Here is a 13,163-nt window from a genome sequence, read left to right on the forward strand (position 1 = left end):
CATCATCGAGTTGTTCAGGCCCAGCCAGATCACCGCCGGCGGCACCCACGCCACCGACGACTCCCCGTCCCCCTCGGCCACCGCGAGCGACTCCCCCGCGGCCGGCGAGTCCCCCTCCGGCCCGGCCTCCGACGAGCGGGCCAAGGCGCCCACCGCCAGCAGCGTCACCGTCCTGCGGCGCGGCGACAGCGGCGCCCAGGTGCGCGAGCTCCAGCTGCGGCTGGCTCAGACGAAGCTGTACTCCGGGCCCGCGGACGGCGTCTTCGGCGAGCAGGTGGAGGCGGCTCTCAGGGAGTACCAGCGCAACCGGGACATCACCGGCGACCAGCCAGGGGTGTACGGGGCGGCGACGCGCGAGCGTCTTGAGAAGGAGACGAAGGAACCTTGAAGGGGTGAGGACCCCGGCGGTGACCCGTCGGACGAGGGCCGCGCCTCGAACGCGCCGTCGACGGCACCCTGAGTCCGGGCCCGCCGTCCAGAAATCGGTTACTGCACCGTCGTCCGCGTCCTCAGGCGCGCAGGGCGCGGACGTGCAGGCGGATCTCGTCGCCGTCGATCTCGACCGCGACGTCGCGCAGGTCGCGGACGACGATGTCGGCGGGGTGGGCGGTGGCGCGTTCGCCGATGCCGATGACGCGCATGCCGGCGGCCTTGCCGGCTTGGATGCCGGCGCCTGAGTCCTCGAAGACGACGCAGTCGGCGGGGGCGACGCCGAGTTCGGCGGCGGCTTTCAGGAAGCCCTCGGGGTCGGGCTTGCTGGCGCCGACGGACTCGGCGGTGATGCGCAGGGCGGGCAGCGGGAGGCCGGCGGCGGCCATGCGGGCGGTGGAGAGGGGGACGTCCGCCGAGGTCACGAGCGCGTGCGGGACGCCTGCGAGCGCGGAGAGGAACGCGGGGGCGCCGGGGACGGGGACGACGCCGTCCAGGTCGGTGGTCTCCTCGGCGAGCATGCGCGCGTTGTCCGCGAGGTTCTCCTCGACGGGGCGGCCGGGCAGCAGGAGGGCCATCGAGGCGTGGCCCTGGCGGCCGTGGACGACGTCCAGCGCCGCGTCGCCGTCGAGTCCGTGCTCCTTCGCCCAGCGCCGCCAGATCCGCTCGACCACCGCGTGGGAGTCGACGAGGGTGCCGTCCATGTCGAGCAGGAGTGCGCGGGCGGGCATCACAACGGGCTCGGGGAGCGACATGCGGGACTCCAGACAGCCGGGGCCGGGGGACCAAGGTGGCCCCGCCCGCCGGTCAGGGAGAACGAGCGGGAACCACTTTGTTCCTTCACGGTACAAAATGATCCCGCCGCCCGCCACCGCCTGACGGAAACTTCACCGGCCGTTCAGCCGGCGATCGCCTCCCACAGGCTCCACACGCCGAGCGCCACCATGAACAGGGCCGCGATCTTGGTGATCAGACCGAGGGGGACGCGCTTCATGAGGGCCTTGCCGCCGACGATGCCGAGCCCGGCGACGGCCCACAGGCCGAGGACCGCGCCGAGGCCGACGGAGAGCGGGTCGTCGTACCGGGCGGCGAGGTTCGCCGTCATGATCTGGGTGAGGTCACCGAACTCGGCGATCAGGATGAGCATGAATCCGGCGCCGGCGACCTTGAAGAAGGACTGGTCCTCGGGGCGGCGGACCTCCTCCTCGCCGTCGTCCCCCTTGAGGAGCAGCATCGCCGCTCCCCCGAGGAAGAGGACGCCGGTCAGGGCGTGGACGAGTTGCTGGGGCAGGAGGGTGAGGACGCTGCCGGCGGCGACCGCGAGGACGACGTGGAGGAGGAAGGCGGCGGCGACCCCGGCGAAGACGTACGAGGCGCGGTAGCGGGTGCCGAGGACCAGTCCGGCGAGGGCCGTCTTGTCCGGGAGTTCGGCGAGGAAGACGACGCCGAAGACGAGCGCCGTCACGCTGATGCTGATCAAGGTTCCTCAATCGGTCGGGAACTGCCCCGCCGAGAGTGCGTAGGCCTTCGCTGCGAAGACACCTCGGCAGGGCAGTACACATGGCTGTGCACTGCTTGCCGAAGGTCTCGCTGGCGGCCCCTAGGGGGGATCCCCTGGGGCGCCTCCGGGCGCCGGCTCAGGCGAGCTGAGCAGTATGTCGACGGTCCGGCGAAGAGCTACTCCCCTTCTGCGCCGTCCATCGTACAGGGTCACACCCCTTGTCTTGTCATGTGCGCGTCACTAACTTCTTACCGTTCGCACACCTCACCGCAACACGGGCTCGCGAGCATTCCCTCGCCCCCCGCTCCAACACCCCCACACCCCACGGGAGTTCGCATGCGAAAGTTCTACGCGCGTGGACGGCTCAGCATAGTCGCCGCCCTCACCGGGCTCATAGCCTCCGTCGGCGCCCTCAACGGCCCGACGGCGTCCGCCGCGCTCCCCACCCCCGTCAGCGCCGCCACCGCCCGCGGCTACCTGTCCCAGCTCACCGTCGCGGCCGAGGACCGCACCGGCTACAACCGGGACCTCTTCCCGCACTGGATCACCGTCTCGGGCACCTGCAACACGCGGGAGACCGTACTCAAGAGGGACGGGTCGAACGTCGTCACCAACTCCTCCTGCGCCGCCACCAGCGGCACCTGGTTCTCCCCCTACGACGGAGCCACCTGGACCGCCGCGTCCGACCTCGACATCGACCACCTCGTCCCGCTCGCCGAGGCCTGGGACTCCGGCGCGAGCGCCTGGACGACCGCCCAGCGGCAGGCCTTCGCCAACGACCTCACCCGCCCGCAGCTCATCGCGGTCACCGACAACGTCAACCAGGCCAAGGGCGACAAGGACCCGGCCGAGTGGATGCCCTCGGTCACCTCCTACCGCTGCACGTACGTCCGCGCGTGGGTGCAGGTGAAGTACTACTACGGCCTGTCCGTCGACTCCGCGGAGAAGTCCGCGCTGACGGGCTACCTCGCGGGCTGCTGAGCCCGCACCGGCCGACCGCATTCGTGCCGGCGGAATATTCACACGCCATGGAGATGCATTTTGGGTGCGTTTGGTCGCGCATCCCCATGTGCGTGTCGAATTCGAAGAGAGATTTCAGGAACCGGTGCTGTTCCAGTCGGGGGTGTAGACGACGACTCCGGAAGAGTCGCCCGCACGGACCGCCGAGTGGGAGTGCCCGGTGGAACCCAGGGCGAGGGTGAAGGCCGCTGCGGCGAAGAGGGCCACGAGGACGGCGGTGCGGAGCAGGGTGTTCTTCAACGCGCTTATCTGGTGCAGCATTTGGGTATTCCTGTCACTCAAGGTCCGGCTGTCGGGATCACTCTCACCGGAGCCCGTCAGTGGAGGATCAGCGGAGGATCTACGGAGGCCGAAGACCGGGCGATTCACCCCGGCACGGGATTCCGGACAGGAAGTGTCCACACGTTCACCGGATCCCCGAATTCGCCTCCCCGCCGGTAATCGTGCGACCAATCCCCCCTTATCGAGAGAGAATCTCCCGCTACGACTGCTTGAAGCCACAACCTCTCGGGCTAGGATGATCCGCGCGGCGCCCGGCCCGACCAGAGAGGTGACCCGGTGGCGGTCCTCCATGTGTCCCTTCTCGGTTTTCTCGAAGTGCGCAGGGACTCGACCGACCTGGACCTCGGAAACCCCCAGCAGCAGGCCATGTTCGCCGCCCTCCTGCTGCGCCGCGGGAAAACCGCGTCGGCGGCCGACCTGATGGCGGCGATCTGGGGCGAGGAGATCCCGACCTCCGCGCTCACCACCTTGCGCACCTACGCCTGGCGGCTGCGCAAGATTCTGGAAACGAACAGCAAGTCCCCGGAGTTTCTGGTCTCCGTGGGCGACGGATACCGGCTCGTCGTCCAGGACGAACACATCGACTGGTACGAGGCGAAGCGAATCAGCCGGGAGGCGATCAACGCCGACGGTCCGCACCGCGCGCTGGCCTGCCTGGAACAGACTCTCGCCCTGTGGAAAGGAGAACCGCTCGCCGGGATTCCCGGCCCCTACGCGGCACTTCAGCGCGACCGGATCAACGAGACCCGGCTCGCCCTGGAGGAAGAGCGCCTCGACACCGTGCTCAATCTCGGCCAAGGGCAGTTGTGCATTCCCGAGTTGGTGGAACTGGTCGGCCGTTATCCCCTGCGGGAGCGGCTCCACGCCCTGCTGATGCGCGCGCAGGCCCAATCCGGCCGCCGTGCCGACGCCCTGACGACCTATCACGCGGCACGCCGGCTCCTCGTCGACGAACTCGGCGTCGAACCGGGCGCCGAACTCACCGCCGTGCACCGGCAGATACTCAGCGGCGAGCTGGACGCCGCCCTGGACCCGGCGGAGCCCGGCGGACAGCCGGACGACCGCACGGCCGCCGCGCCGGTCCTGCCGCCCGCCCAACTCCCGCCGGAGCCCGCCGACTTCATCGGCCGCGCGCATGTCGCCCAGGCCCTCACCTCGGCGATGAACGCGAAGAACAGGCCGACGCTCCCGGTCGTCGTGCTCGCCGGGATGGGCGGCGTCGGCAAGTCCGCGCTGGCGCTGCACGTCGCCCACCGGGTGCGCGAGGCGTACCCCGACGGCCAGTTGTACGCCGACCTGGGCGCGATGCCCGCCCCCGAGAGCGTCCTCGCGGGGTTCCTCCAGGCGCTCGGCACCCGCCCCGAGGACGTCCCGCAGTCGCCGGAGGCACGGACGGCGCTGCTGCGGACCGTGCTGAACGAGCGCAGGGTGCTGATCGTGCTGGACGACGCCCGGGACGCGGCGCAGATCCGGCCACTGCTGCCGGGCAGCGCGCACTGCGGGGTGCTGATCACCAGCCGGACCCGGCTCGGAGGGCTGCCGGCCTCGCTCCAGGTCGAGCTGGAGGCGTTCTACCTCGACGAGGCGCTCGAACTGCTCACCCACGCGATCGGTGCGGAGCGGGTGCGCGCGGAGCCGGAGGCGGCGGCCTCGCTGATGGAGTCGTGCGCGTATCTCCCGCTGGCCGTGCGGATCGTGGCCGCGCGGCTGGCGGCCCGGCCGCGCTGGTCCATCCGGTCGCTGGCCGCCCGGCTCGCGGACGAGCGGCGCAGGCTCAGCGAGTTGAAGGCGGGCGAGCTGACCGTGTCGGCCGTCTTCGACGTGACGTTCCGTCAACTCCCGGCGGACCAGGCGCACGCGCTGTGCCTGCTGTCGTGCGTGAGCAGTCCCGACCTGTCGCTGGCCAGCGCCGCCGCGCTGCTCGACGTGGACGAGCCGGACGCGGAGGAGTTCCTGGAGTCACTGGTCGACGCGGCCGTCCTGGAGGCGCCGTCGGCGGGGCGGTACCGGTTCCACAGCCTGCTGCGGACGTTCGCCCGGGAGAAGCTGCCGAGGGACATGTACCGCGAGCCGCTCCACCGGCTGCTGCACTCGCTGCTGGCGTCGGCGGTGGACGCGTTCCGGCACGCGGTGCCCGGCGATCCCATCGAGGACGCGCTCAGCCGGGCCAGGATGCCGGGACGGCGGTTTCGCGGGCTCTCCGAAGCACGGGCGTGGGCCGTCTCGGAGACGGCGACGGCGCTGGCCGTCGCCGAGCAGGCCGCCCGGGAGTGGTCGGAGGCGGAGCCGGGGGCGTGCGACCACCGGGAGTGGCTCGCACCGGCGACGGATCTGCTGATCGCGCTCAGCCCGTACTGGGGTGACACGAGCCATGCCGCGTGGAACTCCACGATCCACGGCCTGACCCGGGCCGCCGTGCTGGCGGGGGACGAACGGGCCGAGGGGCGGGCGCGGTTCCTCAGCGGGAACATCCACCTCGGGCGGGCGCGGCTCGCCGCCGCCGTCGAGCACTCCACCCGCGCGGTCGCGCTGACCCGGCACGCCGAAGACCGTGTGATCCTCCGTCAAGCGCTCAACGACCTCGGTCTCGCCCACCAGTTGAGGGGGGAGTACCCCGATGCCATCGCCTGCTACGACGAGGCGATCGTGCTGGCCCGGCAGCTCGGGCATGTCACCGGCGAGGTCGCCACGACCCTCAACTCGGCCCTCCTGTACGTCAGTACGGGCGATCCGGAGCGCGCCGTCGCCGTCTGCGAGCAACTCCTGGCGGACCCGCACGCGCTGTGCGGGAACCCCGGGGGCGCCGCGTACGCCTTCTACGTCCTCGGGTACGCCCATCACACGCTGGGCGCCCCCGTGACGGCTGTCGGCTGGTACGAGCGGTGCCTGTCCCTCGCCTCGGAGGCGGGCCTGACCAGCCGGGAGGCCAGCGCGCGGTTCCGGCTCGCCGACTCCCTGCGCACCCTGGGGCACACGGAGTCGGCGCTGGCGGAGGCTGTCCGCGCCGTCGAGATGTGCGAACAGGCCCGCGACGCACGCAACTTGGCCCAGGCCCTGCTGGTCCTCGGCCGTATCCGCCTCGACCTCGACGACCCCGACGCGGCACGCGCCGCCCTCACCGAGTGCCATCGCATGATGGCGGAGCTGCGCCTCCCCGAGGAACGCCGGGCCAGCCGGCTCCTGCTGGCTCTGCCGCCTTCGGCGAAGGGGCGTCAACTCCCGTAGGGCCCGCCGCGGGACGTCACCGCCAGCAGGTTCGCGCCGCGGGCCCCGGAGTCCGGGTCGATGAGGAGTTCGCGCTCCATCTTGAGGACGTGGGTGAACGTCGCCTCCTGGTCGTGGAGGGGGCCGGTGGAGGGGAGGAGGCCGGGGAAGCCGGTGAGGGTGTCGAGGCGGAGGTCGAGGGACATGCACAGGAGGCGGATCTGGCCGGGGGTGAAGAGGTGGGCGTGGGGGGCACCGGGGCCGCCGGGGTCGTGGCCGGCGAGGCTGCGCAGGGCCGAGGGGAGGTCGCCGTGGCCGAGGTATTCGAGGGCGGTGTGCCAACGGCTGCGCAGGAAGGAGACCATGAGGCCGCCGGGGGCCATCAGGCCCGCCAACTCCCTGAGACCCGACTCCGGTTGGGGGAACGCGCTCAGTGGAGAACAGTCGTGGAAGACCAGGTCGTAGCCGTCACCGTCGTCCAGGAGTCCGGCGAACTCCCCTGGCCGCGCGGCGACATGGCGCACCTGGCGGCCGTACCCGGCACGGTCCGAGCGGGTCCGTGCCTCGTGGGCGGACTCCGGTGTCGGGGCGATGTGGACGCCCGTGCTGTGCGGGTACTCCGAGGCGATGCGGCGTGCCCAGCGGCCCGCGCGGGCGGAGACGTCCACGAAGGTGAACGGGTGCGGGAGCCGGGAGAGGACGGACTGCTGCAACGCGGTCCAGAGCAACGCGTCGGTGAGCCTGCCGTAGAGCCGGCCCGGGACGTCCTCCTCGCCCCCCGCACACCCGGACTCGCCCTGCTGCACTGAAACTGAACTGGTCACTGTGGCCTCTCGGTTCGCGGCACGGCGGATCTCCGAGCCCCCCGTGGGCTCATGGGGCGTCAGGGGTGTCCGGCCGCCGGCCTGCCCTGGGGGCGGCGGGGCGACGGGACCCCGCCGACGGGCGACGACGCCTGCGCGGAGCGGTCCGGGACGCGCAGCCGGGAGCCGAGCACCATCCCGAGCTGGAAGCGGTTGTCGACGCCGAGCCGGTCCATGAGCGCGCGCAGGATGTTGGTGACCGTCCGCGGGCTGACCCCGAGCCGGTGCGCGGCGCTCGTGTCGGTGTGCCCGGCGTACAGCAGCGCGATGAGCTTGCGCTGCCGGTCGTCGAGGTCGAGGGCCGCGGGTGCCCGGTGCCGGTGGTGCGGGGGAACGGGCCGGTAGGCGGCCGGGAGTTCGGGAGCTGCCATGGGTGCCTGCCTCTTCGGTCCGGGTCGTCCAGGTGGTGAGCGGTGTCGGTCACCCTCACTTTGGCAGGGCTCGATCAAGACCGGATCAGCGGCGGATCAGCGGTGTTTTCGGCAAAGGTTTCCTTCACGTTTCCATGTGGGGGAACTGTGACCGCAGGGACCCACGTTGGCTTCCGTGACGAGCGAGGGCAATGATGAGGCGGCCGTCCGTTCTCCGAACGGGTGTCCGTCCCCTTCCGGGGGCGTTCCGCTCCGTCGCGCCCCCACACGCCTGGGAGTCCACCTTTGTCCACTGTGTTCTCTGTGCCCAAGCAGCGGGCCGCCGCCGAACCGGCGCCGCTCTCGGCCGCCGTGGTCGGTGCCGGTCCGCGCGGCACCAGCGTCCTGGAACGCCTCTGCGCCTCGGCGCCGGACCTGCTCGCCCCGGGCGTCCGGCTGACCGTGCACGTCGTCGACCCGGCCCCACCGGGCCCCGGCCACGTCTGGCGCACCGCGCAGTCGGGGGAACTGCTGATGAACACCGTCGCCTCCCAGGTGACCCTGTTCACGGACGACAGCGTGAACTGCTCAGGACCGATCCTGCCCGGCCCGAGCCTGCACGAGTGGGCGGACGGCGCGATAGGCCCGGACGACTACCCGACCCGCGCGCTGTACGGCCGTTACCTGGAGTGGGTGTTCGCCCGCACACTGAGCACGGCGCCCCCCTCGGTCCGCGTCGAGACCCACCGGGCCCGCGCGATCCGCCTGGACGACACGGCGGACGGCCGGCAGACCCTCGTCCTCGACAACGGCCGTACGCTGCCCGGTCTTTCGGCGGTCGTCCTCGCGCAGGGCCATCTCCCGGCGCTGCCCTCGGCGGCCGAGCGGCGCGACGCCGAGCACGCGAAGCGGCATGCGCTGCGGCACATCCCGCCGGCGAACCCGGCCGACGTCGGCCTCGGGGCCGTACCGCCGGGCGAGGCCGTGCTGTTGCGGGGGCTCGGGCTCAACTTCTTCGACCACATGGCCCTGTTGACGACGGGCCGGGGCGGCGAGTACGTCGCGGACGAGGCCGGCGGGCTGCGGTACGTGCCGTCGGGGCGGGAGCCGCGGATCTACGCCGGGTCGCGGCGGGGGCTGCCGTACCAGGCGCGCGGCGACAACGCGAAGGGACCGTACGGGCGGCATCTGCCCGAGGTGCTGACACCGGAGGTGATCTCGGCGTTCCGCAGGCGCACGGACTCCGGTGCGGCACCCGACTTCCTGCGCGACGTCTGGCCGTTGGTGGCGAAGGAGGTCGAGACGGTGTACTACTCGGCCCTCGTCCGGCGTCCCGAGTTCGCCGCGCGCTACCTGGCCGTGCCGTACGGCGATCCCCAAGAGGCGCTGCTCCTCTCAGAGTTCGGGGTGGCACAGGGGGACCGGTGGGACTGGGAACGGGTCTCCCGGCCTTACGCGGGGCAGGAGTTCGCGCATCGCGGCCAGTGGCGGGAGTGGCTGCTGGGGTATCTCCGCGCGGACGCGGCCGAATCGGCGCGGGGCAATGTGGAGGGGCCGCTGAAGGCCGCCCTGGACGTACTGCGGGATCTGCGCAACGAGTTGAGGCTCGTCGTCGACCACGGCGGCCTCGCGGGGGACTCGCGGCGCGACCATCTCGACCGCTGGTACACGCCGCTCAACGCGTTCCTGTCCATCGGCCCGCCCCGGCGCCGGATCGAGGAGCTGACGGCGCTGCTGGAGGCGGGCGTCGTGGAGGTGCTGGGCCCGCGCCTCGAAGTGACCCCGCAGGACGGCGCCTGGCTCGCCCGCTCCCCCGACGTGCCCGGCTCGGCGGTCCGGGTCACGACCCTCGTCGAGGCACGGCTCCCGGAACCCGCCCTCCAGGCGACCGGGGACGCCCTGCTGGCCCACCTGCGGGACACGGGGCAGTGCCGGGCGCACGCAGTAGGCGGTTACACAACGGGCGGCGTGGACGTCTCCGCCCGCCCCTACCACCTCCTCGACCGGCAGGGGGCGGCCCATCCCCGGCGGTTCGCCTTCGGGGTGCCGACCGAGGGGGTCCACTGGGTGACGGCGGCGGGGGCGCGTCCGGGGGTGGACTCGGTGACGCTGTCGGACGCGGACGCGGTGGCGCGGGCGGTACTGCGGGTGGTCGCGGAGAAGGGGGCGCCTGTGGTGTCGTCCGACCCCGAAGTACTACGGGTCTGACGCCGGAGGGGCTACGGGGGCGCCTGGGGGTGTGGGCTCAGCTCGCGTCGGTCCAGCCGAACGGCACCGTGAAGCAGCCCACCCGCGCGCCCTTCGTCCCGGGCTCGTCGTGGATGACGACGGACGCGGCCTCGCCCGGCCGGAACGTCCAGGAGTGCGAGGCGGCGCCCACTCCCGAGCCGCTCTGCCCGGTCGTGAAGTCGAGCCACACCTCGTTCTCCTCGTTCACGTGCTCGGGCCCCGTCCCCGGCACGTGCTGGTAGTGCCCGCCGGCCGCCGCCGGATCCGCCCCGCACGCCTTCTGATGCACATGCGCCCCGAAGGCGCGACCGGCGGGGAAACCACTCACCCGGAGGGTTACGACGGTGGCGCCGCCGTTCGCGGTCCGCTGCACGACCTCGATCGACGAGCCCGCGGGGACGAGGTCCTGGTCGTAGGTGACGGCGTCGGACGGGACGAACGCGGTCGGCGGCGCGAACCGGGCGTCGGCCCGCAGGACCACGTCACGCGCCGCGCCGGGCCCGGCCGCAAGGGCCGCGGCGACGGCGCCCGCACAGATGACTGCCAGCATGATTGCTCACCGTTCCTGAAGTTCGCGGAGTCTGTCTCGGTTCAGCGCGATCGCTACCCCCTTGTTCCGTTGTTAAGGGACACGGGGCTCACGCACCTCTCGAAACGTGCCGTTCGAGTGAACATTCCGTGCGCGTCGTACGTACCCCCGCTGGATCTTCTGTCACTCCTTGGGCGTACGCTGTCTGGCTGTCATCGGGGGAGTCACGGGAGTCGTGGTGTTGGAAAGTGTGGGGTCGCTGACCGGCGGTCCATGGATCTATGCGGTTGTGGCTCTGTCCGTGCTGTTCGACGTCTTCCTGCCGGTGCTGCCGAGCGGTGTGCTCGTCATCACGGCGGCGACGGCGGCTGCCGCCGGCTCGGGCGCGGCGGTGGCCGGACAGGTGCCCGAGCACGTGCCCGACATCCTCTTCCTGATGCTCTCCGCGACGACGGCGTCCGTGCTCGGCGACCTCGTCGCCTACCGGCTCGCCTGGCGCGGCGGCGAGCGGCTCGACCGGGCCATCGCCCGGTCCCGGCGGCTCACCACGGCGCAGGAACGTCTCGGCGAGGCGCTCGCGCGCGGTGGCGGTCCGCTGATGGTCCTCGCCCGCTTCGCCCCCGCCGGGCGCTCCGTCGTCTCCCTCGTCTCCGGCGCCGCACACCGCCGCGTCCGGGACTTCCTGCCGTGGTCGGTCCTCTCGGGGATGGCCTGGGCGGGGTACAGCGTGGCTCTCGGGTACTACGGGGCGCACTTTCTGGGGGCCAGTTGGCTGTCGACCGGGGTGTCCGTGGTGGCGTTGTTCGGGGCGGGGGCGGGGGCGGCGTATTTGATGCGGCCTCAGAAGGGGCGGGCTGAGGCGGGGGCGTGAGCCGGGGCACATCGACGGGGTAACCCCTGGGGGGTACGTCGGCACCCCCTAGGATGGCGCCCGTGAACCGAGCCGAGCCGTGCGCCGTGCGGTCGCCCCTGCGGGGGTGGCCCGCGTTCGTGTGCGTGCTCGGTGTGCTTGTGGGGCTGCTGGCGATGCACGGGCTGGCGCCCGGAGGGCTGCATGCCGTCGGGCACGGGCAGAGTGGTGGGACGACCGCGGCTGCCCCCGAGAGCCTCTCCGACGGGACCGCGCTCAGCGGGTGCCCCGAGGACGGGCACTGTGGTGCGCATGCCCGGCATGCCGACGCGACCTGCGCGGCGGCGAAGGTGGGCGGGGCGCCGGAGTTGGCGGGACCCGTTCCCGACCCGGTCGGCGTCGTCGTCCCCGACGAGATCCTCCGCACCGCCGCCTGCGTCTCGCGTCAGGCCGCGAGGGCTCCGCCGTCGCTCGCCGAACTCCAGCTCCTGCGGATCTAGAGGCGCCCGCACACCACGTCCCGTGTCGGCGTGGGGTGCTGCCGCGCCCGAAAGACCTTCCGTACGCAGGAGTTCACGCAATGAACAGCAAGTTCGGCCGTATCCGGCCCGCCCAGATCACCGTGGCCGCCGTGGCCGCCCTCCTCCTCACCGCCTGCGGGGGCAGTGGGGACGACAAGGCGGGCGACGGGGCGAACTCGGCGGTGTCGCCGTCCGCGTCCGCTGCGCAGGGCGGTTCGAAGGGGGCCTCGGAGGGGGCCTCGGAGGGGGCTCACAACGCGCAGGACGTCACCTTCGCGCAGGGGATGATCCCGCACCACCGGCAGGCCGTCGAGATGGCGGCGCTGGCCGCCGACCGGGCGTCGTCCGCGCAGGTCAAGACGTTGGCCGGGCGGATCCAGCAGGCCCAGGACCCCGAGATCGCGACCATGAGCGGCTGGCTCAAGGCGTGGGGTGAGAAAGTCCCCGACGGCAAGGCGGACCACTCCGGCATGGCCGGGATGGAGGGGATGTCCGGCATGGACGGCATGGCCGGGATGATGGGCGCCGCCGACATGAAGAAGCTGGAGACGGCGTCCGGCGCGGAGTTCGACACCCAGTTCATGAAGATGATGATCGAACACCACAAGGGTGCGATCGAGATGGCCAAGACCGAGAAGGCCAAGGGGAGTTACGCTCCCGCACTCACCCTCTCCGACGCGATCGTCACCGCGCAGCAGGCTGAGATCACCGAGATGAACGGCTTCCTCGGCAAGAAGTAGTCACGGTTCGGGTGGCGGTTCGTGCGCATGCTTCAGGCGTGAACGGGCCGCCACCCGCTCCCCCGTCTCCACCTCCGTCCAGAACCGGTGTCCCGTCACGAACACCGCCAGCTCATGCTCACGGCGGCGCAGCTTCTCCACCTCCGCCTGCTCGTCCCGCGTCCAGCCCGGCGAGGCCGGGCGCTCCACCCTGCGCCAGCCCTCCTTGTCACTGAACCCGTCCAGCGGCACGACCGACCAGGGCAGCCGCTTCAGCAGGGCCGACAGCTCGGCCCGGACCTGATGCAGCTCCTCCTGACCGGCGCGCAGGTCGCTCGGAAAGTCATAGGTCTTCGCCACAGCGCTAATGGTACGCCTGTTCGATTTTGCGAAGCGAGTTCCTCACGGGGTTCACACGAACGGGGTAGTCGAACGTTCGTCCGGTTTACGACGAGGTCTGGTGGCCACTCGTCTCGAAGGCCGGGTTGTCCGGCGCCGGCCAGCGTGGCCACGCGGGGACTCGGTCGGCGAGCCAGGGTTCTTGAGGTGGGGGAGGCCGTCGGCCGAGGCGGGCGGCGTCGCCGTCCTCCGGCTGCCGTGCCGGTTCGACGGGACAGGCGCCCGGCGAGTCCGCGCGCCCGAAGCTGGTGCCGGGTGCACGCCGAC

General features: G+C 72.0%; 15 protein-coding genes. 7 read left to right on the forward strand and 8 right to left on the reverse strand.

Translation table 11 applies throughout. The features are described 5' to 3' along the window. Positions 1 to 388 (forward strand): peptidoglycan-binding domain-containing protein (locus ACVNF4_RS23360; RefSeq protein WP_461804828.1); only part of this gene is annotated, 388 nt, incomplete at its 5' end. A 121-nt stretch (positions 389 to 509) separates the two neighbouring features. Here ACVNF4_RS23360 and ACVNF4_RS23365 read toward each other — a convergent pair. Both ACVNF4_RS23365 and ACVNF4_RS23370 read right to left on the reverse strand, forming a co-directional pair. After that, positions 510 to 1,184: an HAD-IA family hydrolase gene (locus tag ACVNF4_RS23365; protein ID WP_461804829.1), complete on the reverse strand. Its 675-nt coding sequence runs from the start codon at positions 1,182 to 1,184 to the stop codon at positions 510 to 512. Positions 1,185 to 1,327: 143 nt separating this feature from the next. Then, positions 1,328 to 1,909 carry a TMEM165/GDT1 family protein gene (locus ACVNF4_RS23370; RefSeq protein WP_461804830.1) on the reverse strand — a complete coding sequence of 194 codons (582 nt, stop codon included), beginning with the start codon at positions 1,907 to 1,909 and terminating at the stop codon, positions 1,328 to 1,330. A 357-nt stretch (positions 1,910 to 2,266) separates the two neighbouring features. On the opposite strand from ACVNF4_RS23370, the gene ACVNF4_RS23375 reads away from it, so the two are divergent. Further along, complete coding sequence (locus tag ACVNF4_RS23375; protein WP_461804831.1) at positions 2,267 to 2,911, forward strand: HNH endonuclease family protein; 645 nt, start codon at positions 2,267 to 2,269, stop codon at positions 2,909 to 2,911. A gap of 114 nt (positions 2,912 to 3,025) precedes the next feature. On the opposite strand, the gene ACVNF4_RS23380 is transcribed toward ACVNF4_RS23375, so the two are convergent. Next, the gene (locus ACVNF4_RS23380; protein WP_461804832.1) at positions 3,026 to 3,211 is read right to left on the reverse strand and encodes a hypothetical protein; all 186 of its coding nucleotides are present in this window, start codon (positions 3,209 to 3,211) and stop codon (positions 3,026 to 3,028) included. Positions 3,212 to 3,508: 297 nt separating this feature from the next. Between ACVNF4_RS23380 and ACVNF4_RS23385 the strand changes: the two genes are divergently transcribed. Then, a complete protein-coding gene (locus ACVNF4_RS23385; protein WP_461804833.1) occupies positions 3,509 to 6,457 on the forward strand; it encodes an AfsR/SARP family transcriptional regulator in 2,949 nt (982 codons plus the stop codon). Here the strand turns inward: ACVNF4_RS23385 and ACVNF4_RS23390 are convergent. Beyond that, positions 6,445 to 7,260, reverse strand: coding sequence for a hypothetical protein (locus tag ACVNF4_RS23390; protein ID WP_461804834.1), 816 nt, complete (start codon positions 7,258 to 7,260; stop codon positions 6,445 to 6,447). The genes ACVNF4_RS23385 and ACVNF4_RS23390 overlap by 13 nt on opposite strands. A gap of 59 nt (positions 7,261 to 7,319) precedes the next feature. Then, positions 7,320 to 7,670 carry a helix-turn-helix domain-containing protein gene (locus tag ACVNF4_RS23395; protein WP_461804835.1) on the reverse strand — a complete coding sequence of 117 codons (351 nt, stop codon included), beginning with the start codon at positions 7,668 to 7,670 and terminating at the stop codon, positions 7,320 to 7,322. A 303-nt stretch (positions 7,671 to 7,973) separates the two neighbouring features. On the opposite strand from ACVNF4_RS23395, the gene ACVNF4_RS23400 reads away from it, so the two are divergent. Then, the gene (locus tag ACVNF4_RS23400; RefSeq protein WP_461804836.1) at positions 7,974 to 9,857 is read left to right on the forward strand and encodes an FAD/NAD(P)-binding protein; all 1,884 of its coding nucleotides are present in this window, start codon (positions 7,974 to 7,976) and stop codon (positions 9,855 to 9,857) included. 37 nt (positions 9,858 to 9,894) lie between these two features. Here the strand turns inward: ACVNF4_RS23400 and ACVNF4_RS23405 are convergent, their stop codons facing one another. Beyond that, positions 9,895 to 10,428 carry a superoxide dismutase family protein gene (locus ACVNF4_RS23405; RefSeq protein ID WP_461804837.1) on the reverse strand — a complete coding sequence of 178 codons (534 nt, stop codon included), beginning with the start codon at positions 10,426 to 10,428 and terminating at the stop codon, positions 9,895 to 9,897. A gap of 217 nt (positions 10,429 to 10,645) precedes the next feature. Here ACVNF4_RS23405 and ACVNF4_RS23410 point away from each other — a divergent pair, with 217 nt between their 5' ends. The 3 genes from ACVNF4_RS23410 to ACVNF4_RS23420 all read left to right on the forward strand — a co-directional run bounded on the left by ACVNF4_RS23410 (position 10,646) and on the right by ACVNF4_RS23420 (position 12,518). After that, positions 10,646 to 11,278 (forward strand): DedA family protein, encoded by a 633-nt coding sequence (locus ACVNF4_RS23410; protein ID WP_461804842.1) that lies wholly within the window; start codon positions 10,646 to 10,648, stop codon positions 11,276 to 11,278. Between the two features lie 62 nt (positions 11,279 to 11,340). Then, on the forward strand, positions 11,341 to 11,757 hold the full coding sequence (locus tag ACVNF4_RS23415; RefSeq protein ID WP_461804838.1) for a DUF6153 family protein: 417 nt from the start codon (positions 11,341 to 11,343) through the stop codon (positions 11,755 to 11,757). 80 nt (positions 11,758 to 11,837) lie between these two features. Further along, complete coding sequence (locus tag ACVNF4_RS23420) at positions 11,838 to 12,518, forward strand: DUF305 domain-containing protein (protein ID WP_461804839.1); 681 nt, start codon at positions 11,838 to 11,840, stop codon at positions 12,516 to 12,518. On the opposite strand, the gene ACVNF4_RS23425 is transcribed toward ACVNF4_RS23420, so the two are convergent. Further along, positions 12,519 to 12,857, reverse strand: a complete 339-nt coding sequence (locus ACVNF4_RS23425) for a hypothetical protein (RefSeq protein ID WP_461804840.1) — start codon at positions 12,855 to 12,857, stop codon at positions 12,519 to 12,521. Positions 12,858 to 12,942: 85 nt separating this feature from the next. Continuing rightward, the coding region (locus ACVNF4_RS23430) for a hypothetical protein (RefSeq protein ID WP_461804841.1) at positions 12,943 to 13,163 on the reverse strand (221 nt) is incomplete at its 5' end.

Source organism: Streptomyces sp. S6, from assembly GCF_054880855.1.